Genomic DNA, 20,797 nt, shown 5'->3' with positions numbered 1-20,797 from the left:
CGCCCGTGCGGCGACTGCGCGCGGAGCGGCGACGCATACCGGTCCTCCAGGAGGGCACACGGCAGGGCACATCGACCCTGGGAGCCTTTCATGATGATTATCGGTATCGTCGCCGTCTGTGTCGTTCTGGCCGTCCTCGCGTTCTTCGTGCCGCGTCTGTCCCGCCACCCCGAACGTGGCACCCAGCGAACGCTCGGAGTCGGTTCGCGTGTCGGCGGGAAGGCGCCGGGCATCCTGGGCCGGCTCTTCAGCAAGCCGTTCCGCAGCAGCTCCAAGGCCGTGGGCAGCAGCGGCTCCGCCGGCCGCCGCGCCCGCAGCCGCTTCCCGTTCTGACCGCCCGGCCCCACCCGACCGGCACACGCACGGTGGGCGTGGGGCTCGCGCGTGGGCGCTCGGCGGCCTGATCATCGCCACCCTGGGCGCGCTCCTTCCCGCGGGCCGGGCCGCCGGGGCCCTGCGCACCCGTACCGGCACCGGCTGAACGAGCGGATTCCGGTGCGGTTAACATATGAGCACCGCCTAGCTCGAAAGATGGACTTGTGACTGCCACCGAGGACTCGTTCACCAATTGGAAGACCCGCGAGGAGATCGCGGAGTCGATGATCCCGCTCATCGGGAAGCTGCACCGGGAGCGGGACGTCACGATCCTGATCCACAGCCGCTCCCTGGTGAACAAGTCGGTGGTCAGCATCCTCAAGACCCACCGGTTCGCCCGGCAGATAGCCGGCGAGGAGCTCTCGGTCACCGAGACCCTCCCCTTCCTGCACGCTCTGGCCGCGCTCGACCTCGGCCCGTCGCAGATCGACCTCGGCATGCTCGCCGCGACCTACCGGAGCGACGACCGCGGCCTGTCGGTGGACGACTTCACGGCCGAGGCCGTGGCCGGCGCGACGGGCACCAACAAGACGGAGCGCCGCGAGTCGCGCGATGTCGTCCTCTACGGATTCGGCCGCATCGGCCGCCTGCTGGCCCGCCTGCTGATCGAGAAGACCGGCTCGGGCAACGGGCTGCGCCTGCGCGCCATCGTCGTGCGCCAGGGCGCCGGACAGGACATCGTGAAGCGCGCCTCGCTGCTGCGCCGCGACTCCATCCACGGCCAGTTCCAGGGCACGATCACCGTCGACGAGGCGAACAGCAGGATCATCGCCAACGGCAACGAGATCCAGGTGATCTACTCCGACGACCCCACGGAGGTGGACTACACCGCGCACGGCATCAAGGACGCCATCCTCATCGACAACACGGGCCGCTGGCGCGACCGCGAGGGACTGTCCAGGCACCTGCGCCCCGGCATCGCGAAGGTGGTCCTGACCGCACCCGGCAAGGGCGACGTCCCCAACATCGTGCACGGCGTCAACCACGAGACGATCAAGCCGGACGAGCAGATCATCTCCTGCGCCTCCTGCACCACCAACGCGATCGTCCCGCCGCTCAAGGCGATGGCGGACGAGTACGGTGTGCTGCGCGGCCACGTGGAGACCGTCCACTCGTTCACCAACGACCAGAACCTGCTGGACAATTACCACAACTCGGACCGTCGTGGCCGCTCGGCCCCGCTCAACATGGTCATCACCGAGACGGGCGCCGCCTCCGCCGTCACCAAGGCGTTGCCCGGCCTCCAGGCGAAGATCACCGGCAGCTCGATCCGTGTTCCGGTGCCGGACGTCTCCATCGCGATCCTCAACCTGCAGCTCGCGCGCGGCACCAGCCGCGAGGAGGTCCTCGACCACCTCCGCAACGTGTCGCTGACCTCGCCACTCAGGCGCCAGATCGACTTCATCACGGCTCCCGACGCGGTGTCGAGCGACTTCATCGGCTCCCGCCACGCCTCGATCGTCGACGCGGGCGCCACGAAGGTCGAGGGCGACAACGCGATCCTCTACCTCTGGTACGACAACGAGTTCGGCTACTCCTCCCAGGTCATCCGGGTCGTGCAGCACGTCTCCGGCGTGGAGTACCCGACGTACCCGGCCCCGGCGGTCTGATCCGCGTCCCCCTGCGGCTCCCCGCGCCGGGAGCCGCAGGGGGGCGGGCCTCCGCGTCAGGCGGGGTCCGTCTCCTCCGTGCCCGGCAGCGGCTGTTCGGCCCAGATGGTCTTGCCCGTGCCGCTGTAGCGGGTGCCCCAGCGTGCGGTGAGACTCGCGACGAGCAGCAGACCGCGTCCGCCCTCGTCGTAGATCCGGGCGCGGCGCAGGTGCGGTGCGGTGCTGCTGCCGTCCACGACCTCGCAGATGAGCGCGGTGTCCCGGATGAGACGGAGGTGGATGGGATCGCCGCCGTAGCGGATGGCGTTGGTGACCAGCTCACTGACGACCAGTTCGGTGGTGAACACCGCGTCCTCCAGGCCCCATTCGACCAGTTGCGCGGCAGCGCGCTTCCGTGCGGTCGAGACGACGGCCGGATCCGCGGGAAGGTCCCACGAGGCGTAGTGATCCGCGTCGAGCCGCCGCGTGCGGGCCAGCAGCAGGGCGACGTCGTCGTTCGGATGCTCGGGAGCCAGCGCGTCCATGACGGCGTCGCAGGTGTCCTCGAGCGAGTGTGCCGGACGGCCCAGGAGGTCGCGCAGCCCGGCGCGGGCGGTGTCGGCGCCCCCGCCCGCGGTCTCGATCAGGCCGTCCGTGTACAGGGCGAGCCGGCTGCCCTCGGGGAGCTCGAACTCGGCGGCCTCGAAGCCGGGACCGCCCACACCGAGCGGCGCGGCGGCGGGCAGCGACAGCTGTTCGACCGTGCCGTCGGGGCGCGCCACCATCGGCTCGGGGTGCCCGGCGCCGGCCATCGTGCAGCGCCCGGTCGCCGGGTCGTACACGGCGTAGAGACAGGTCGCACCGGCGACCTGTCCGCCCTCGGAGCTGTCGGACGGCTGTTCCCGTTCGAGGGTGAGCACCAGCTCGTCGAGCTGGGTGAGCAGCTCCTCGGGGGCGAGGTCGACGTCCGCGAGCGTTCGTACGGCGGTGCGGAGCCTTCCCATGGTGGCCGAGGCGTGGAGCCCGTGGCCGACGACGTCACCCACCACCAGGGCGACCCGGGCGCCGGACAGGGGGATGACGTCGAACCAGTCCCCTCCGATGCTCGCGCCGTTGGTGTTCGGCAGGTAGCGCGCGGCGACGTCCACGGCCCTCTGGCGGGCGGCCCGGCGCGGCAGCAGGCTGCGCTGCAGAGCCAGTGCCGTGGTCCGCTCCCTGGTGTAGCGCCGGGCATTGTCCACGCAGACGGCCGCCCGCGAGACCAGCTCCGCGGCGAGCTGCAGATCCGCGGCGCCGAACCCCCCGGGGGTCCGGTGGCGGCAGAACTGTGCCATGCCCAGCGTGACGCCCCGGGCTCTCAGCGGCACCACCAGCACGGAATGGATGCCGTGCTCGCGCATCGTCCGCAGGCGATCGAGGTCGTTCCTCATCCAGTTCGGCAGGGTCTCCGGGTCCACGACGAAGCGGATCGGCTCTCCGCGGACCAGGGCGCGGGCCACCACGGAGTCCCGGTCGTAGGCATGCGTCTCTCCGACCGGGACGACCGACTCGGGGCAGCCTGCGAGGACGGACCGCTGGGCCACCCGGTCGAAGCTGATCGCGTGGGCGTGCTGCACCGAACGCACTTCGCCCCCGCTCAGCACCTCGGAGAGCAGGTCGACGGTGACGAGGTCGGCGAAGTCCTCGACGGCGAGCTCGGCCAGCTCCTCGGCGGTGCGCCCGACGTCGAGGGTGCTGCCGATGCGCATGCCGGCCTTGTTCAGCACGGCCAGGCGCCTCCGCGCCCAGAACTGGTCGGTCATGTCGTGCGTCACGACGCACACGCCCTGGACCTCGCCGGTGGCGTCCTTGACCGGCGACAGGGCCAGCTGCCAGACGCGGTCGCTGTTCTCCACCACGAGGTGGGCGTCGTAGGGTGCGCCCTCGCCCGTCCGCATCACCCGGTCGAGCGCATCGGAGAGGCCCTCGCCCCCCTCCAGGAACATGCCGGGCTCGATCTCGCCGGGCCGGAGTCCGAGCATGGACTTCTCGGTCCTGCCGACGGACGCGGCCTCGTTGGCCATGGCGAGCCGCAGGTCACGGCCGAAGTACGCCACCGGCACCGGCAGCTGCTCCAGGATCCGGCCCAGGACCTCCGCGGACAGTGCCCCGGCGTGCCCGGTGCCGCCCCCGGCTTCCGGTGCGGGCTCCGGTCCGTCCGGGGGCCGGCCTGCGGGGCCCGTCTCGTCCGTGGTCATCGGCCGGTCACCGGTCCTCCCCGCCTCGGCAGGCCGCCCACGCACGCTGGTGCGGCTTTCGTTCAAGAATGCCCTCGTACGTCCGGGCTCTCAACCGCCCCCCGTATCCGCACGGCCACATCAAGGACCCACCCCCGTGACCAGGCCCCTCAGGGGCGCGGTCCGTCACCCGCGAGGGGGCCGCCCGGGTCGAACGCCAGTCGCGCGAAGCGTTCGCCCATCCGGCGGTGCGTGGCGGCGTCGGGGTGCAGTGCGTCGGGCAGTGGCAGCTCGGTGGAGTCGTCCTCGCCGTAGAGTTCGCGGCCGTCGAGGTGGTGGAGGTGGGGGTCCTCGGCCGCCCGCTGCTCGACGATGCGGGCGAGTTCACCCCTGATGACGCGCAGGGTGAGCTTCCCGGCGGCGGTCTCGGCCGGGTCCCCCGCGGCCCGGAAGCTCAGCCTCCCCTCACTCATGGCGCTGTGGTCGGGCGCGCTGGGGCCGGGGGTGTCCTCGTGGATGGGGCACAGGATGGGCGAGACGACCAGCAACGGCGTGGTGGGGTGCCCCTCCCGGATCGTGTCGAGGAAGCCGTGGACGGCCGGGGTGAAGGCACGCAGGCGCATCACGTCGGTGTTGACCAGGTTGATGCCGATCTTGACGCTGATCAGGTCCGCCGGTGTGTCGCGCAGGGTGCGGGCGGTGAAGGGGTCGAGCAGGGCGCTGCCGCCGTACCCCAGGTTGACCAGCTCCACCCCGCCGAGTGCCGCGGCCAGGGCGGGCCAGGTGGTGGTGGGGCTCGCCGCGTCGGAGCCGTGGCTGATCGAACTGCCGTGGTGCAGCCACACCGGGCGGCCCCGGTCGGGGACGGCTTCGACGGGGGCGTCGGTGCGCAGGGCGACCAGCTCGGTGGTCTCGTTGTGCGGCAGCCAGATCTCGATGTCCTTCGGCTCGGCCGGCAGGCCGTCGAAGCGGACGGTGCCGACCGGGCCCGGCCTGACCTCGGCGGTTCCGGCGACCATGTCGATGGTCAGGGTGTTGCCACCGTCCGCGGAGGCCCGGCCCGCGAGGCGGCCGTCCACCAGCAGGTCGTACACCCCGTCCGGGCGGGGCGGCGCGCCCGCGTACACCCGCTTGGTCGGCAGCGTGTCGAGCTCCACGAGGGTGGCCCGGGTGCGCAGGACGATCCGTACGCCGGAGGGCTGGGCCTCCGCCATGGCCAGCTGGCCATCGGTGTTCCGGGCCCGGGCGCGGGCGGGCAGCCGGTGCGGCAGCAGACCGTGTTCGGTGCGCTCCAGGTCGAGGGCTCCGCGCAGGAGGTCCCCGGTGAGGGGGGTGGTCATCAGCGGGTGGGGGCTCATCTTCTCCGACGTCCGTCCGGGTGTGTGTCTGGTGAGGGCCGGCCGGTCAGGGCGCGGGCCAGTTGCGCAGCAGGGCGTCGAGGGCGTCCAGGACCCGTGACCAGCTCTCCTGCGTGCCGGGAGCGCTGTGGCTGAAGCTTCCGCCCGACTCCAGGCTGATGTAGCCGTGGAAGACGCTGCCGAGCAGCCGGACCGCGTGCGTCTGGTCCGGCTCCGTCAGGTCGTAGCCGTGCAGGATGGCCCGCGTCATCCGGGCGTGCCTGCCGCCGGCGCTGGCGGCGGCCGCCTCCGGGTCGAGTCTGAGCTGTGCCGCGGCGTAGCGTCCCGGGTGCTCCTTCGCGTAGTCCCGGTAGGCGTTCGCGAAGGCTTCCAGCGCGTCCTTGCCGGCTCGCCCGGCCATGGCCGCGGCGACACGGTCGGCGAGCTCTGCCAGGGCCAGCAGGGCGATCCTGGTCTTGAGGTCCTGGGAGCTCCTGACGTGCGAGTAGAGACTCGCGTCCTTCACTCCGAACTGCCGGGCGAGCGCCGCGACGGTCACCTTGTCGAAGCCGACCTCGTCGGCCAGTTCCGCTCCTGCCTGTGTCAGGCGTTCCGCGGTCAGTCCTGCTCGTGCCATGCCCACCATCCCCTTCGGCAGATTCGATTATGCATTTACCTAATACTCTTAGGCAAATGCCGAATCCCCCTAAGCCGAGAGTGCCGCAAAACTCTCAGTCCGTGCGGATCCGGGCTTCGGGGAGACCGGCCAGGATCGCCGCCACCGTCTCCTGCGGTGTCTGCCGCGAGGTGTCCAGCGTGAGACCGATGCGGGGCGTCCCCTCACGGAGATCGCGATCGAGGGCCTCGACCGTCCAGGCGCCGTACCCGGTCTTCGGACGTGCCGCTTCCCTGTCCCGCACCGCCGCGGTGGAGGGCGCGAGCACCACGACGTACAGGGGGCGTGCGCGCACCCGGGCGACGTAGCGGGTCAGATCCTCGCCGAGGACGATGTCCTGGATGACCGCGGTCCATCCGTCGCGGACGTACTCGTCGGCCACGAGCGCGGAAAGCCGGTAACGGAGCTCCAGTTGGGCCCGCGCCTCCGCGGTCTCCCCGGGCATCAGCTCCTCCCGGCCGGAGACGAGCATGCGGCGGAACAGATCGCCTCGCACGTGCGCCGCCCGGGGCAGACGCTCGGCCAGCAGCTGGGCGACCGTCGACTTCCCCGCGGCCATCACACCGGTGATCAGAACGACGGAGGGCCCTGGTCCGGTGTCCACACGGTTCCTCCCGTCCGCGAACGCCACGCGCCGGGACGAGCCCTCGACGGCAGCCGTGCTCATAGGGTAGGGCTCCTCGTCAGGTGCCGGACGAAGGGCGTGCACTGGATGACCGACGGCTGGGAACGGGACGACACGCTCTTCGCCGAAACGGCTGCCCACTACAGCCGGGGAAGACTCCCCTACGCTCCCGGACCGGCGGACACGCTCGCCGACGTGCTGCGCCCGGACGGGCCTGCAGCCTGCCGAGACAGAACCCCGACGGCCCGGACGAGGCACCGAAGCCGGACCTGAAGTGGTTCCGGCCCGCCCCTCGAACGGCCTGGGCAGCAACAGCGTCAACCTCCGCTACGCGCTGATTCTCTCCGGTGCCGCCAATCGCGCCGCGGACGACGCGGACCTGGTCGCCTGGGGCACGGACGCAAAGGCCGCGGTCGTGGCCGACAATTCCACCCCGGCCACACGGTGCGGCCCGATGACGTGCCGTCCGACGCCGTCACCTCCTCCGCCCCGGGCCTCGACCCGGACATCTCCCCGGCGTACGCGAAGCTCCAGATCCACCGGGTGGCCGAACGGAACGGCCTCTCCGTCCAGCAGGCCGCGAAGCTCGTGACCGACCACACCGAGGGCCGTGCCGTCGGGTTCATGGGCGAGCCCCGCGTCAATGTGCTGGAGCTCGACAGCGCGCTCAGGCACGTGAGCAGGGGCTGAGCCCGGGCCCCGACCCGCCGCTCGTCCACGGCCCGCGTGCCCACGCCTCCGCGGCCGGGGAAGCCGCTCACCCGCACACGGCGAGCGCTTCCCCGGCCGCGACGCGCGTGGGCATCCGGCCCCGTCAGCGACGGAGTGACGGGCGGATCCCCGCGCCGGGCACGCTTCACCGCACCACCATCCCTCCACGCAACACCGCCGAAAGTCTTCGAAACTTTCGACAATCGATGCGCTGATTCCTGATCCGAATCCTTCACCATTCCACACGTGAGATCGGCCGGATCGGTTCATCGCATCAATGAGCAGGCAGAATCCTTCGATGCCAACTCCTGCGCCCGTTCGACGCTTTCGTTATTCGTGGCGAAAGTATTGACACGCAACCGGCCCGGTTCAACACTGTTCGCCGTCGACAGACCTCAACCACTGTCGATCCGGGTCCACCCGAACCGGTGCTCCGACCGGTCGCCGGACGCGACGACCGGTCCGGTCCGGCCGGGCCGCGCGACAACGTCTCCGCATGGTCACCGTCACCGCCTGCTCCACCGACACCCCCGCAGAGGGCGTCTCACGCTGCCCGGACCCCACCCGGCCTCATGAGAACAAGGAGGAAAGCACGCACATGAACGACGCACCCGCACAGTCGACGAGCCGCACCCGCGGCCGGTTCAGACGGTCCATCCGCAATGCCCTGGCCGTGGCGATGGCCGCAGTGGCCGTGTTCGCCCTGCCCGGCGCCGCAAGCGCCGACACGGTCATCAACTCGAATCAGACCGGCACCGACAACGGCTACTACTACTCCTTCTGGACCGACAGCCCCGGCTCCGTCTCGATGAACCTCGCTTCCGGTGGCGGCTACGGCACGTCCTGGAGCAACACCGGGAACTTCGTCGCGGGCAAGGGGTGGAGCACCGGCGGACGCAGGAGCGTGACCTATTCGGGCACCTTCAATCCGTCCGGTAACGCATACCTGACTCTCTACGGCTGGTCGACGAACCCGCTGGTGGAGTACTACATCGTCGACAACTGGGGCACCTACCGCCCGACGGGCACCTTCAAGGGCACCGTCACCAGCGACGGCGGCACGTACGACATCTACGAGACGACACGCGTCAACGCACCCTCGATCGAGGGCACCCGCACCTTCAAGCAGTTCTGGAGCGTCCGCCAGTCGAAGCGGACCGGCGGAACGATCACCACCGGCAACCACTTCGACGCCTGGGCCCGGAACGGCATGAACCTGGGCACCTTCAACTACATGATCATGGCCACCGAGGGCTACCAGAGCAGTGGAAGCTCCTCCATCACGGTGGGCGGCACCTCCGGCGGCGGTGGCGGCGGCGGAACCGGTGGCTGCACCGCCACCGTGACCGCGGGACAGAGGTGGAGCGACCGCTACAACCTCGACGTCGCGGTCACCGGCTCCAGCAACTGGACCGTCACCATGAACGTCCCCTCCCCCGCCAAGGTCCTCTCCACCTGGAACACCACCGCCACCTACCCCAGCGCACAGGTACTCACCGCGAAACCCAACGGCAACGGCAAAACCTGGGGCACCACCATCCAGGCCAACGGCAACTGGACCTGGCCCACCGTCACCTGCACCACCGGCTGACCGGACAGCGCATCCGCGGGGCGGCGGTCCATGTCCACCGGCGCCCCGCACCCAGCCGTTTCCCCCATCCGCCAGGACGCGAAGGACACCCGTATGCGCATCACCACGCCCCGTCCCTCCCCAAGGCCACTGGTCACGGCGCTCGCCGTCGCCGCGATGGCCGCCACGGCCACGGTCGCCGTCGACACCGCGCCCTCGCACGCCGTCTCGGCCGCCGCGTGCAACGGATACGTGGGACTCACCTTCGACGACGGCCCGTCGGGCAGCACGCCCGGCCTGCTCAACGCCCTGAAGCAGAACGGGCTGCGGGCCACGATGTTCAACCAGGGGCAGTACGCCGCCTCCAACCCGGCCCAGGTCCGGGCACAGGTCGACGCCGGCATGTGGGTCGCCAACCACAGCTACACCCACCCGCACCTGATCCAGCAGAGCCAGGCCCAGGTCGAGTCCGAACTCTCCCGCACCCAGCAGGCCATCGCCGCCGGCGGCGGGGGCACGCCCAAGCTGTTCCGCCCCCCGTACGGTGAGACCAATGCGACGGTGCGGTCGGCCGCCGCCAAGTACGGCCTCACCCAGATCATCTGGGACGTCGACTCGCAGGACTGGAACAACGCGAGCACCGACGCGATCGTGGCGGCGAACGCCCGGCTCACCGACGGCCAGATCATCCTCATGCACGACTGGCCCGCCAACACGCTCGCCGCGATCCCGCGCATCGCGCAGGGCCTGGCGAGCAGGGGGCTGTGCGCCGGCATGATCTCCCCGCAGACGGGGCGCGCCGTCGCCCCGGACAGCGGCAGCACCGGTGGCGGCGGAACCGGTGGCTGCACCGCCACCGTGACCGCGGGACAGAGGTGGAGCGACCGCTACAACCTCGACGTCGCGGTCACCGGCTCCAGCAACTGGACCGTCACCATGAACGTCCCCTCCCCCGCCAAGGTCCTCTCCACCTGGAACACCACCGCCACCTACCCCAGCGCACAGGTACTCACCGCGAAACCCAACGGCAACGGCAAAACCTGGGGCACCACCATCCAGGCCAACGGCAACTGGACCTGGCCCACCGTCACCTGCACCACCGGCTGACCGGACAGGATGCCGGTGGGGACGGAGGCCCTGCCCACCGTCCCCACCGGTCGCCGGAGGCACGGCCGGGCCGCCGGTCCGTCGGATCGGCGTGTAGGGGACATCACCGGCGAAGTCGCCTTTCGTGGCACATGAGTTGGCGTTCGGGCGACGTGATCGACGCTCACGTTCCCTATCCTGTTCGCAAGCTGATCATCCGCTGCCGCGCACACCCAGGAGTTCGCCATGTCCCGACCGGAGAACGATGCCCCCGCCCTGCGCATCGACACCAGCCGACCTCATCCCGCCCGGATGTACGACTGGTTCCTCGGGGGCAAGGACAACTACCCGGTGGACGAGGCTCTGGGCCGGCAGATGCTGGCCGTCGAGCCCGGGGTCCCGGTCATGGCCAAGGTGAACAGGGCCTTCATGCACCGCGCCACCCGGTGGCTCACGGGCAACGGAATCCGGCAGTTCCTCGACATCGGCACGGGGATACCCACCGAGCCCAACCTCCACCAGGTGGCCCAGAGGGCGGCACCCACCACCCGGGTCGTCTACTGCGACAACGATCCGATCGTCCTGGCGCACGCCGAGGCCCTGTTGAAGGGCACCGAGGAGGGCGCCATCGACTACGTGCAGGCGGACGCCCGTGACGTGGACGCCATCCTGGAACACGCGGGCAAGACCCTGGACTTCAGCGAGCCGGTCGCCCTCTCGCTGATCTCGCTGCTCCACTTCGTGAGCGACGAGGACGGGGCCTACGAGCTGGTGGACCGGCTGACCACGGTGCTCGCGCCGGGCAGCCATCTCGTCATCTCGCACCTCACCGCCGACTTCCATCCGGCGGAGGCCCGCAAGGTCGACGAGATGTACAAGGCCAACAGGCTGACCCTGGCGCCCCGGACCCGTGATCAGTTCTCGCGCTTCTTCGACGGACTCGACATCGTCGAGCCGGGCATCGTGGCAGCCGAGGCGTGGCACCCCGGGCTCGGTGAGCCGGTCCCCGGCCAGGACGACGTGATCAGCGCCGGCTACGTGGCGGTCGGCCGCAAGCCGTAGCCCCGCACCGCGCCCTCCCTCAAGGCGCTCGGACCGACCGTCGTCCCCTCAGGGGACGGCGGTCCGGGAGGGCTCAGACCGGGGGTCCCTCGTCGCGGACGTGGCGGAAGCAGGAGACGGCCACCACGAGGGGCCAGAACGACTGTGCGAACGTGATGACCCGCTCGGCCGCCCCAGCGGTCTCCAGCAGGAACAGCGCGAGCAGGAACCAGGCGCCGCCGAGCCACATCAGCGCGGTCGCCGTCGTGGACGGCACGGGCCGCAGTCCCCAGGGTGCCGTCCTGCCGGAGAACGGGGCCGCCGCCCCCGGTCCCGGGCCGGCTCGGCCGACGGACGTGATCCGCTGGGGGCCGGCGCCGCGCCGCACGGCCAGGACCGGCCAGACGGCCAGGAGCACGAATCCCACGGCCACGACCACGCCGTGGGAGAACGATCCACCGCTGGTCGGCGCCGGGAACAGCGCCAGCAGCATCACCGAGAGCCCGCCGCAGGCCAGTGCCACCCGTCCGAACGGTGCGGCGGGGTGCAGCCCCCAGGCAGTGATCACATGGCAGGCTCCGAGGGCGAGCAGCGCCGACGTCATCACCCAGTACCCGCCAGCACCGTCGGCGGCCAGGATGCTGATCGTGGCCGACGCGGGGTCGTAGCCGGGTCCCTGCAGCTCCGCCGAGACCGCCCAGCCCCCGACGAGGAGGATCGGGGCGCTCACCGAGGAGAACAGGACCCACCAGGGGACAGATCGCATCGGTGAACGGTAGAACGCCCGGACCGGCAACCGCGCGTGCACACGCAGGCGGGCGCGTACTCCGCTCGCGCGCGGGTAGACGGGTGACGCCGGATCACATGGCGGTACGCGAACCGCGCAGCCCGATCGTCCGGCTGACGGCCCGTACTCCGGTGCACCGCCCCGGACGTGGATCGACCCAGAGGAGAACCCGCTGTGCTGACACCCAGTCCTCAGGACCTGAGAGTGGCTCTGGCCCGCTATGCCGACGCGCGGATCGAGGACGCCCGCCGTTCGACCGACGTCACCTCCCGGGTCGTGGAGGACGCCGCCTACACCCTGTGCGTGATGACCGGCACGCAGGCCGTCCGGCAGGCCCTCCAGGTGGCGGACTCGATGCTGGGCATGCGGGCGACGCTCTCCCCGGGCCCGCACCGGCCCGTCGGCACCCAGCAGGACGAGGGCCTCCTGACCGCATGAGCGGACGCCGGTGGGCGGGGCCCGGTGCCGGTGCACCCCCCCGCCCGGCTCCGGTGCCGCTGTACCCTCCCGCCCGTGCCCGGCTTGCCCGCCGTCGGCCTGATCCCGCACGGTTCGGCCTCGGCACCGGGACGCTGGGCGGGTGGACGAGAGCCGGGCGGGAGCGGGCGACGAGAAGACCACGGAACGGCTCACCGCGCTGTCCGACGGGATCTTCGCGATCGCCATGACCTTGCTGGTCCTCGATGTCCGCGTGCCGCCGGGACTGAGCGCCGAGGGATTCCGGGACTCCGTCGTCGACGTCCTGCCGGACCTCGGTGCCTATGCCCTGAGCTTCATGATCCTGGCCGCCTTCTGGCGCGACCACCGCCGGATCATGGAGCTCGTCCCCCGGTTCGACGCGCTGCCGCTGAGGTTCGCGCTCATCTGGCTGGGCGCGATCGCGCTCATCCCCTTCCCGACGTCGCTCCTCTCCCAATACGCCTCCGAGCCCTTGGCCGTGGCGGTCTACGCGGGCGCCGTGAGCATGACCAACCTGCTGGAACTGGCTGTGCTGAGGACCGGACTGCGCCGGTCATGGCCGAAGGACCACGCGGCGATGGAGCGGACAGCCCGCTCCATCGCCGCCGACCTGGGAGGCACGGCGCCGGTCTTCGGTGCCACCGTGCCGCTCGCCTACGCCTTCTCCCCCGCGGCCGCCATCTGGTCGTGGCTGGCGCTCATCCCGGTCAAGGCCGTGCTCGGCCGCAGAAGCCGTCGCGTGCCGTCCGTCTGATGCGGGCAGGACGGCGAGGGGCCGGCACCGCTCCCGTGGTGCCGGCCCCCGCGGTCATTCGGCGGCGGTGACCAGGGATTCGTAGTACGCACCGAGCTTCCGCAGGTAGAAGAGGTCTCCGGTGTCCTGGTCACGCTCGAAGCGTGGGGCGTCCTTGATCTGCTCCTTCGTGCACCCGACCGTGACCACCTGTTCGCCGGCGTCGATGCCGGTCACCATACCGGCCGGCACGACGACGCTCCTCCCGAACTTCCAGACGCCCGCGTCGATCACCAGGTGCTCGAAGCCCGGCACCGGCGAGAGCCTGACGACGGTGCCCACGCTCCCGTCCGTGGCCTCCACGCCGTAACCGATCACATCGTCATCCAGCGAGCCGTCCAGTTGTGCCGGACGGGTCCAGACCGTGTCCATGGTCGCCTTCCTCCTGGCAGCCGGCCGGATCCGGCCGCCGGACCTTCCATATGCCCCCGCGAGCGTGAGCGAAGCGGTCCGGTCCGGCCCGATACACGGTCAGCGGCTACGGAGCCGTCTCGTACGCCCCGGACAGCGCCGCGACGCGCTCCCAGACGCGCGCCGCGCGGGCCTCGTCGACGACCGGGCGCCGCACCGCGGCGATGGCCCACGCCTGCTGCTCCTCGGTGGCGGAGTCCTTGCCGTGCAGTTCGACGGCGTTCGCGGAGAAGTCGCGGACGAGCACGGAGAAGAGCTCGTCGAGCACGTCCTCGTCCAGCCCGGTGAGCCGGGCCTGCTCCAGGATCAGCTGGCCATGGACCACCAGTGCGAACAGCTGGCCGACCGACAGGAGGAAGTCGAGGTCGAGGCTCTGCTTCTCGTCGGGGGCGGCCTCGGCGACGAAGGCGCACAGTGCGTCGGCCTGCTCGCGGAAGCGGGCGACGTTGGGAACCGCGGCGTAGGCGTCGTAGGCGGGGCGCCAGTCGTGGAAGCGCACGGCGCCGAGGCCCCGGGCCGGCCCCTGTCGGAAGAGGAACGCGTCGTCGGCGGCGTCCAGACGGGTCGTCACCGGCTCGTATCCCGCAGGGTCCAGCAGGTGGTTGCGCATGAACTTCAGGATGAGCGCGAGGTTGACGTGGACCGTCCCCTCCAGCTTGGGAAGGCCCCGGATCTCCACGGCCGCCTGGGCGAAGTAGGTGTCCCTCTCGAAGCCCTTGGCGGCGATGACGTCCCACATGAGGTCGATGACCTTCTCGCCCTCCGTGGTCACCTTCATCTTCGTCATCGGATTGAACAGCAGGTACCGGCGGTCGTCCGGTCCTGCCGAACGGAAGTAGTCGACGGCGCGGTCGCTGAACAGCTTCATGCCGACGAGCCGGACGTACGCGTCGGCCAGCTCACGGCGGACGTGGGGGAAGGCGGTCACCGGGCGGCCGTAGAGGATGCGGTTCTGCGCGTGGGTGACGGCCTCGTACATCGCGTGCTCGCAGATGCCGATCGAGGCGGTGCAGAGGTTGAACTTGCCCACGTTGACGGTGTTGAGGGCGGCGTCGAACGCGGCGCGCCCGGTGTGCAGGACGTCGTCGGGGCCGACCGGGTAGCCGTCGAGACGGAACTCGCTGACGTACTTGGAGGAGTCGACGACGTTCTTCACCAGGTGGTAAGCGGGGTGGCGGCTGTCGGCGGCGAAGAAGACGTAGCCGTCGGGGCCCTCGACGTCGGTGCGGCGGCCGAAGACGGAGACGAGGCCGGCCGCGTTGCCGTTGCCTATGTAGTACTTGGAGCCGGTGGCCCGGAACCCGCCGTCGCCGTCCGGTTCCAGGAGCATGTCGGTGGAGTAGATGTCGGCGCCGTGCGCCTTCTCGGACAAGCCGAAGGCGAACACCTCGCCCTCGGAGAGGAGCCGGGCCGCGCGGGTTCGGGCGGCGGCGTTGTCGCTCTGCCAGACCGGGCCGAGACCGAGGATGGTCACCTGCCAGGCGTACCAGTAGTCGAGTCCGTAGAACCCGAAGATCTCGTTGAGCGCGGCGATCCGGGCGGTGTCCCAGCGCTGGTCCTCCCGCTCCGCGGCGGAGGCGGGAGTGAGGAAGGTGGCGAACAGGCCTTCCTTCGAGGCGAAATCGAGGAAGTCCCCCAGCCAGGCACGGGACCGGTAGTCCTCGAGGAGCCGGCGCTTGCCGCGGGCCTCGAACCAGTCGACGGTGGCGCGCAGCAGCCTTCGGGTCTCGGGGTCGAAGTGCACCGGGTCGTAGGAGCGCGGGTTGAACAGCAGCGTGTCGGCCATGGTGGAACGCCTTCCGGGGAAAGGTGGTCGGGAGGTGGGTGAGGGACGGGTTCAGGCGAGCCTGTGGAGGGTGGCGAGTACGTCGTCGAGCCAGGCGACCGTCATGCGCTCGTACGCGATGCCTCCGCGCAGCACGACGTGCTGGAGCTCCTGACCGGCGTCGAGGGGTACGGGTGCGCCGGGCCCGGTGAAGTCGCGCACCTCCCCGGCCAGGTAGTGCGCGAGCCGGTCGCTGTGCACCCGGTGGTGGCGCCCGACCTCCTGGAGCAGCGCGGCCGGGTCGTCGAAGGCGGCTCCGCGGATCTTCACGGCGAGGTCGTGGCGGAGGCTCTCGGGCTCGATCGGCTCGTGCAGCCACTCGGCGAGGGCGGAGCGTCCGGGGCCGGCGACGGAGTACTCCTTCTTGTCGGGCCGGCGCTCCTGCGGGACGTCACGGACGTCGAGCAGGCCGTCGCCCTCCATGCGCTTGAGGACGCGGTAGATCTGCTGGTGCGTGGCGGTCCAGAAGTACCCGATGGACCGCTCGAACCTCCGGGCCAGCTCGTAGCCGGAGCCCGGCTGCTCCAGCAGGGAGACGAGGATCGCGTGTTCGAGCGCCATGCCCCGATCGTTCTATGCAACTGGTTGCATAGCAAGCGGCGGCGGCCGGGTGAGACGCTCCTCACCCGGCCGCCGCCGCGGACTTCTCAGGGACAGCGGCCCCTTGGCCGCCCGGTGAGGGCGGGCAAGGGGCCGCTCCGGCTTCAGACGGCGTCGGCGTCCGTCCCGGTCAGGCGTGCCGATGCGTCCCACAGGGCCCGTGCCGTGTCCATGTCCTGAGCGCGGGAGGACATCCGCGCAGGGGCGGGCCCTCCTCTGGTCTCGCCCAGCAGCCGCGGACCGTAGTAGCTTCCGCCGAGCGCGCCCGGCAGGGTGGCCGCGTACAGCGTGGGGAGCGCGCCGGCGGACGGGGGCTGCGTGTAGATGCGGGTCGCCCGTTCCAGCTTCGCCGCCCAGGTCCGACCCGACAGCCGGGGGCCCGCCTGTCCCAACTCCGTCGCGGACAGGCCGGGGTGGGCGGCCAGCGCGAGGATCGGCCGGCCGGCCGCGTCGCAGCGGCGCTGGAGCTCCGCGGTGAAGAGCAGGTTGGCGAGCTTGGACTGCCCGTAGGCGCGCCATTTGTCGTAGCCGTGTTCCGCGTTGAGGTTGTCGAGGTCGATCCGGCCGATGCGGTGCGCCAGCGACGAGACGGTCACGACCCGCGAGGGCACGCTTCCCTCTCCGAGAAGCGGCAGCAGGTGGTGCGTGAGGGCGAAGTGGCCGAGGTGGTTGGTGCCGAACTGCATCTCGAACCCGTCGGCCGTCCGCAGCGGGGGCAGGGCCATCACCCCCGCGTTGTTCACCAGCAGGTCGAGCCTGCCGTCGGTCTCCTTGGCGATGTGGCCGGCGGCCTCGGCCACGGAGGTCAGGTCGGCCAGGTCGAGACCCACGAGGCTCGTGTCCGATCCCGGCGCGGCACGGCGTACCGCGTCCAGGGCTCGCCCGCCGCGCTCGGGATCGCGGCAGGCGAGAACGGTCCGCGCGCCGGAGCGGGCCAGGGCGAGTGCCGTCACCGCTCCGATCCCGCTGTTGGCGCCCGTGACCACCGCGGTGGTACCGGACAGGTCGGGCATGTCGTGGAGGTTCCAGGAGTGCATGCGTCACGCATCCCCGGCGGGAGCCGTCGCACACCCGTGGACTCGTGGCGCACGGGTGAGAAGGGACTCGCGTGGCGGCCGGCGTTCCGCTCAGGTGCCCGGGGCGTCCCCGGCGGCCGCCTTGCCGCCGGCTCCGTCCGGGTGCTCGGGGGACGGTGTGGCACCGTCTCCGGTCACCCGTGTCCCCGGATGGCGGTGCGCGCACAGGTAGGCGACGGCGAGGGCGATGGCCATGCCGTAGAACACCCGCTGGTTCGCCTCCGCGAAGTCCAGCCTGACCGCGTCGATCGAGTCGCGCATCAGTGTGGCGATCCGGCCGTCACCGGTCGGTGCCTGGGCGTCCGGGTTCCCCGTGACGGCCTCGGCGACCGATCGGGCGGCGTCGTTCGCCACGTCTGCCGGTACGCCCTTGGACGTGAGGGTCTCCCTGACCTTGTCGGTGGTGACATGGGTGAGGATGGTCCCGAAGACGGCGATACCGATACTCGCCGCGTAGTTGCGCACGGTCTGGGTGACCCCGGTGACCTCACCGTAGGAGGCGCCGATCGACCGGTTGACCGCGTCGGTGGAGGCGGGCGCGAGGAGGAAGCCGATCCCCGCGCCGGCGAGTGCGGCGTAGGGCCACTGGTCGTGCATCGACAGGTCCGTCAGCTTGTTCGCCCACAGGCCGAAGCCCACCGCACCGAGCGCGGTGCCGATCTTCATGGCCGGCCGCGCCCCGCGCCGGTCCAGGATGCGGCCGCCCCACTGGGAGGCGATCCCGAAGCCGATGAAGAAGTAGAGCAGGTAGAGCGCGGCCTGGTTCGGCGAGGCGCTGAGCGAGACCTGGGCGTAGACGGAGGCGAAGAAGAAGACCGGGACGAAGGCCAGCATCGCGAAGAAGAGGACGAGCATGTCGACGGTGAACGCCCGGTCCCGGAAGACGTGCAGCTTGATCAGGGGTTCCGCCACCCGGAGCTCGTAGCGGCAGAACACCACGAGGACGGCGAGCCCGCCCACGACGCACGCCCAGGTGGCGACGCTGCTCCAGCCCCAGGCCGACGCCTGTTGGAAGCCGAGGACGCTCAGCCCCATGCCCACGGCCACCAGGACGGCGCCCGGCACGTCGAGCTTCTCGCGACGGCGGGTCTCGGGGATGCGCGCCATCGCCGCCAGGACCAGGGCGATGACGGCGACCGGCACGTTGACCCAGAAGATGGCCCGCCAGGTCCAGGCCGTCAGCCAGCCGCCGAGCAGGGGGCCCACCGCGGTCAGCGCACCCGAGAGGCCGAAGAACAGCGCCAGCGCACGGCCGCGCTTCTCCACCGGGAAGACCGCGATGACGACGGCGAGTGCGGCGGGGAACATCAGCGCCGCACCGAGGCCCTGCGTCGCGCGGAAGACGATCAGCCACGTCTGCGCGTAGTCACCGGCGGGGACGCATCCGCACAGCACGGAGGAGACGACGAACAGCAGCGTGCCGATCACCATCACCCTGCGGTGGCCGATGATGTCCGACAGCCGCCCTCCGAGCGCGAAGAAGGCGGCGAGCGAGAGCAGGTAGGCGTTGACGACCCACTGCATGCCGGAGGACGAGAGACCGAGTTCGTCGATGATGTTCGGCGCGGCGATGGAGACGATCGTCTGGTCGATGAACGTCATCGACACGGCGAAGAGCATCGCCGCGAGGGCCAGCGTCCGGCGGGCGGTGCCCCGTCTGGCAGGGCGGCCGACCGCGCCAGGTCCGTGGCCCGGAGAGGGCTTGTCGGTGGGCATGATCCGAGTGTGGACCGGATGGGAACCGTGCGCACATCAGGACAGCGGCGCCGCACGGCGGATGGCGGTTCCTCAGCTCCCCCTGCGGAGCAGGCCGGCAGCGACGAGCCCCGCCAGGCCGACGTCCGCGTCCGTGTACTCACCGCCCAGCAGGTGGTCCACGTAGGCGTCCGGCGCCAGGGTGAACGGGTCGACGAACTCCTCCGCGTCAGGGGTGGGTTCCGCGACCTTGCGGCAGTCCCTGGCCAGCACCGCGTAGCGCACATGGGTCGCGTAGGACGCCAGGTACGTCCTCATGACGACCTCGGCGGTCCCCGCCCGGTAGCCGGTCTCCTCGAGGAGCTCCCGTGCCGCCGCGTGCAGGACGTCCTCCCCCGGCTCGATCATGCCGCCGGGGAGCTCCGCCAGCACCTTGCCGGGACCCGGGCGGTACTGGCGTACGAGGATGCCCCGGCCCTCCTGCGTGAACGCGACGAGGGCGACCGTCCGGGAACCGTCGAGGATGTCCCACTCCGACTCCTTGCCGTCGGGCTGCACGTAGGTACGGCACCGCACCGTCAGATATCCGGCCGGCTCCGGACGCTCGCTCTTCAGCGCCCATGTCATCGCGTCACCACTCTCCGTCACGAACGGATCATGTCCAACGCTCCGCACGGCAAACGGGACGGAACGTCGGACATGCGTGTGCCCGGTCCGCCCCCGGAGCAGCCGGCTGCGGTCGCGGTCACGCGCCGGGCGGGGACTGTTCAGCCGGGGAGGCGGCCGGAGCGGGCCCGTCCGGCGGTGCGGGCGCACGGCCGTCGCGGGCCCGGTGCAGGGCCAGCATGGCCTGGTCGTCCTGGGGCCGTCCGCCGGCATGGCGGCGGACGTCATGGATCAGCAGGTCCAGGATCTGCCCCGGCGCGAGGTGTCCGACCGAACGCAGCCGCCTGCCGAGCACGAGCGGAAGACGCGTGACGGGGTCGTAGAAACGTCCGGCGGCGTCCCGGGACTCGGTGACTCCGTCGGTGTAGCAGAGCAGGGTGGAGCCGGCGGGGAACGCGAAGCTGTCGACCGGGGCGGTCCACGCGCCCAGATCGCTCATCCCCAGCGGGGGCGCCTCCTCCGACGTCGCGAGGAGGGTGGCGCGTCCCCGCGCGTCGATCAGCACGGGTGGCGGATGGCCCCGGTTGATGAGGCGTACGGTCTCCAGGTCCGTGGAGAACTCCGCGATGAGGGCTGTCGTGAAGCCCTCCGCCTGCTGCTGGCCCCCGCGCCGGTCGCCCTCGCGCAGCAGGGCCCGTTCCAGCCGGTTCACCAGGCGCGGCAGGTCCTCGGCCTCGTCCGCCGCGTACCGGAAGGCGCCGAGGTCGGCGCTGACGGCGCTGACCGCCCCGAGGCCCTTGCCCCGCACGTCACCGACCATCACCCGGATTCCGTACGGGGTGCTCTGCACGATGTACAGGTCACCGCCGATCAGGGCCTCGCTCTCGGCCGGCACGTACCGGGCGTCCACGTGCAGATTCCCCAGGCGTGACGGAGGCCTGGACAGCACGGCCCGCTGGGCGACCGCCGCGACCTGCTGGGCACGGCGGGCGCGGGCGTCCTGTCGGCGGAGCGTGCGGTGGATCAGGACGGCGAGCGCGGTGACGGCCGCGAGCGTGATCTGGTTGGCCACGCCCGCACGCCACCCGAAGGTACCGTCCACCCTCGCGAGAACCGCGTGGACGATCATCGCCGTGATGCCGACGCCGATGATCCCGCGGACCCCGAGGAGCGGCGCGGCGGCCACCGGGGCGGCGATGAGCAGCGGGGCGGACGTCACGTCGTGAGGGGTGGTCAGGTCGACCACCACGGCCAGCACGATCAGGCCTACGGGGATCCACTGGCTTCTCAGCAGCTGCGGCACTCCCCCACGCTGCCCG

19 protein-coding genes and 1 pseudogene are annotated in these 20,797 nt (G+C 71.2%); 8 read left to right on the top strand and 12 right to left on the bottom strand.

Annotated features, from left to right (window positions below; translation table 11 throughout):
- The first annotated feature begins 90 nt into the window (after positions 1-90).
- Together B9S57_RS06645 and B9S57_RS06640 are read left to right on the top strand one after the other, a co-directional pair.
- Positions 91-333, top strand: coding sequence for a DUF6411 family protein (locus B9S57_RS06645; RefSeq protein ID WP_103514592.1), 243 nt, complete (start codon positions 91-93; stop codon positions 331-333).
- 206 nt (positions 334-539) lie between these two features.
- Entirely contained in the window at positions 540-1,985 is a 1,446-nt protein-coding gene (locus B9S57_RS06640) for a glyceraldehyde-3-phosphate dehydrogenase (protein WP_103514591.1), read from the top strand.
- A gap of 56 nt (positions 1,986-2,041) precedes the next feature.
- Here B9S57_RS06640 and B9S57_RS06635 read toward each other — a convergent pair whose 3' ends face one another.
- The 4 genes from B9S57_RS06635 to B9S57_RS06620 form a co-directional block, all read right to left on the bottom strand.
- Complete coding sequence (locus B9S57_RS06635; RefSeq protein WP_103514590.1) at positions 2,042-4,201, bottom strand: SpoIIE family protein phosphatase; 2,160 nt, start codon at positions 4,199-4,201, stop codon at positions 2,042-2,044.
- A 149-nt stretch (positions 4,202-4,350) separates the two neighbouring features.
- Positions 4,351-5,538 (bottom strand): GDSL-type esterase/lipase family protein, encoded by a 1,188-nt coding sequence (locus B9S57_RS06630; RefSeq protein ID WP_103514589.1) that lies wholly within the window; start codon positions 5,536-5,538, stop codon positions 4,351-4,353.
- Between the two features lie 46 nt (positions 5,539-5,584).
- Positions 5,585-6,154 carry a TetR/AcrR family transcriptional regulator gene (locus B9S57_RS06625; protein WP_103514603.1) on the bottom strand — a complete coding sequence of 190 codons (570 nt, stop codon included), beginning with the start codon at positions 6,152-6,154 and terminating at the stop codon, positions 5,585-5,587.
- A gap of 94 nt (positions 6,155-6,248) precedes the next feature.
- Positions 6,249-6,797 (bottom strand): AAA family ATPase, encoded by a 549-nt coding sequence (locus tag B9S57_RS06620; protein ID WP_258036256.1) that lies wholly within the window; start codon positions 6,795-6,797, stop codon positions 6,249-6,251.
- A 242-nt stretch (positions 6,798-7,039) separates the two neighbouring features.
- On the opposite strand from B9S57_RS06620, the pseudogene B9S57_RS06610 reads away from it, so the two are divergent.
- From B9S57_RS06610 to B9S57_RS06595, 4 genes and pseudogenes are all read left to right on the top strand, one after another.
- A pseudogene (locus B9S57_RS06610) lies at positions 7,040-7,508 on the top strand (potassium-transporting ATPase subunit C); the annotation flags it as partial.
- 619 nt (positions 7,509-8,127) lie between these two features.
- The gene (locus tag B9S57_RS06605; protein ID WP_103514602.1) at positions 8,128-9,120 is read left to right on the top strand and encodes a glycoside hydrolase family 11 protein; all 993 of its coding nucleotides are present in this window, start codon (positions 8,128-8,130) and stop codon (positions 9,118-9,120) included.
- Between the two features lie 93 nt (positions 9,121-9,213).
- Positions 9,214-10,206, top strand: a complete 993-nt coding sequence (locus B9S57_RS06600) for a polysaccharide deacetylase family protein (protein WP_103514587.1) — start codon at positions 9,214-9,216, stop codon at positions 10,204-10,206.
- Between the two features lie 225 nt (positions 10,207-10,431).
- The gene (locus B9S57_RS06595) at positions 10,432-11,247 is read left to right on the top strand and encodes an SAM-dependent methyltransferase (RefSeq protein ID WP_103514586.1); all 816 of its coding nucleotides are present in this window, start codon (positions 10,432-10,434) and stop codon (positions 11,245-11,247) included.
- Positions 11,248-11,320: 73 nt separating this feature from the next.
- Here B9S57_RS06595 and B9S57_RS06590 read toward each other — a convergent pair whose 3' ends face one another.
- Entirely contained in the window at positions 11,321-11,992 is a 672-nt protein-coding gene (locus B9S57_RS06590; RefSeq protein WP_103514601.1) for a DUF998 domain-containing protein, read from the bottom strand.
- A gap of 195 nt (positions 11,993-12,187) precedes the next feature.
- On the opposite strand from B9S57_RS06590, the gene B9S57_RS06585 reads away from it, so the two are divergent.
- Both B9S57_RS06585 and B9S57_RS06580 read left to right on the top strand, forming a co-directional pair.
- Positions 12,188-12,451 carry a DUF5133 domain-containing protein gene (locus tag B9S57_RS06585; RefSeq protein ID WP_103514585.1) on the top strand — a complete coding sequence of 88 codons (264 nt, stop codon included), beginning with the start codon at positions 12,188-12,190 and terminating at the stop codon, positions 12,449-12,451.
- A 142-nt stretch (positions 12,452-12,593) separates the two neighbouring features.
- Positions 12,594-13,226: a TMEM175 family protein gene (locus B9S57_RS06580; RefSeq protein ID WP_103514584.1), complete on the top strand. Its 633-nt coding sequence runs from the start codon at positions 12,594-12,596 to the stop codon at positions 13,224-13,226.
- A gap of 54 nt (positions 13,227-13,280) precedes the next feature.
- On the opposite strand, the gene B9S57_RS06575 is transcribed toward B9S57_RS06580, so the two are convergent.
- From B9S57_RS06575 to B9S57_RS06545, 7 genes are all read right to left on the bottom strand, one after another.
- Positions 13,281-13,637 carry a hypothetical protein gene (locus B9S57_RS06575; RefSeq protein ID WP_103514583.1) on the bottom strand — a complete coding sequence of 119 codons (357 nt, stop codon included), beginning with the start codon at positions 13,635-13,637 and terminating at the stop codon, positions 13,281-13,283.
- 106 nt (positions 13,638-13,743) lie between these two features.
- Positions 13,744-15,462, bottom strand: a complete 1,719-nt coding sequence (locus tag B9S57_RS06570) for an acyl-CoA dehydrogenase family protein (RefSeq protein ID WP_103514582.1) — start codon at positions 15,460-15,462, stop codon at positions 13,744-13,746.
- A gap of 51 nt (positions 15,463-15,513) precedes the next feature.
- The gene (locus B9S57_RS06565; RefSeq protein ID WP_103514581.1) at positions 15,514-16,062 is read right to left on the bottom strand and encodes a PadR family transcriptional regulator; all 549 of its coding nucleotides are present in this window, start codon (positions 16,060-16,062) and stop codon (positions 15,514-15,516) included.
- Between the two features lie 143 nt (positions 16,063-16,205).
- On the bottom strand, positions 16,206-17,138 hold the full coding sequence (locus tag B9S57_RS06560) for an oxidoreductase (RefSeq protein WP_103514580.1): 933 nt from the start codon (positions 17,136-17,138) through the stop codon (positions 16,206-16,208).
- 90 nt (positions 17,139-17,228) lie between these two features.
- Positions 17,229-18,893 (bottom strand): MFS transporter, encoded by a 1,665-nt coding sequence (locus B9S57_RS06555; protein ID WP_103514579.1) that lies wholly within the window; start codon positions 18,891-18,893, stop codon positions 17,229-17,231.
- 72 nt (positions 18,894-18,965) lie between these two features.
- Positions 18,966-19,520: an NUDIX hydrolase gene (locus B9S57_RS06550; RefSeq protein ID WP_258036254.1), complete on the bottom strand. Its 555-nt coding sequence runs from the start codon at positions 19,518-19,520 to the stop codon at positions 18,966-18,968.
- 97 nt (positions 19,521-19,617) lie between these two features.
- Positions 19,618-20,781 (bottom strand): PP2C family protein-serine/threonine phosphatase, encoded by a 1,164-nt coding sequence (locus B9S57_RS06545; RefSeq protein WP_103514577.1) that lies wholly within the window; start codon positions 20,779-20,781, stop codon positions 19,618-19,620.
- Positions 20,782-20,797: the final 16 nt, after the last annotated feature.

The organism is Streptomyces sp. SM10, assembly GCF_002910915.1.
Taxonomy (GTDB): Bacteria; Actinomycetota; Actinomycetes; order Streptomycetales; family Streptomycetaceae; genus Streptomyces.
The sequence above is the reverse complement of the archived record's forward strand: the minus strand, read 5'-3'. Positions and strand labels throughout refer to the sequence as shown.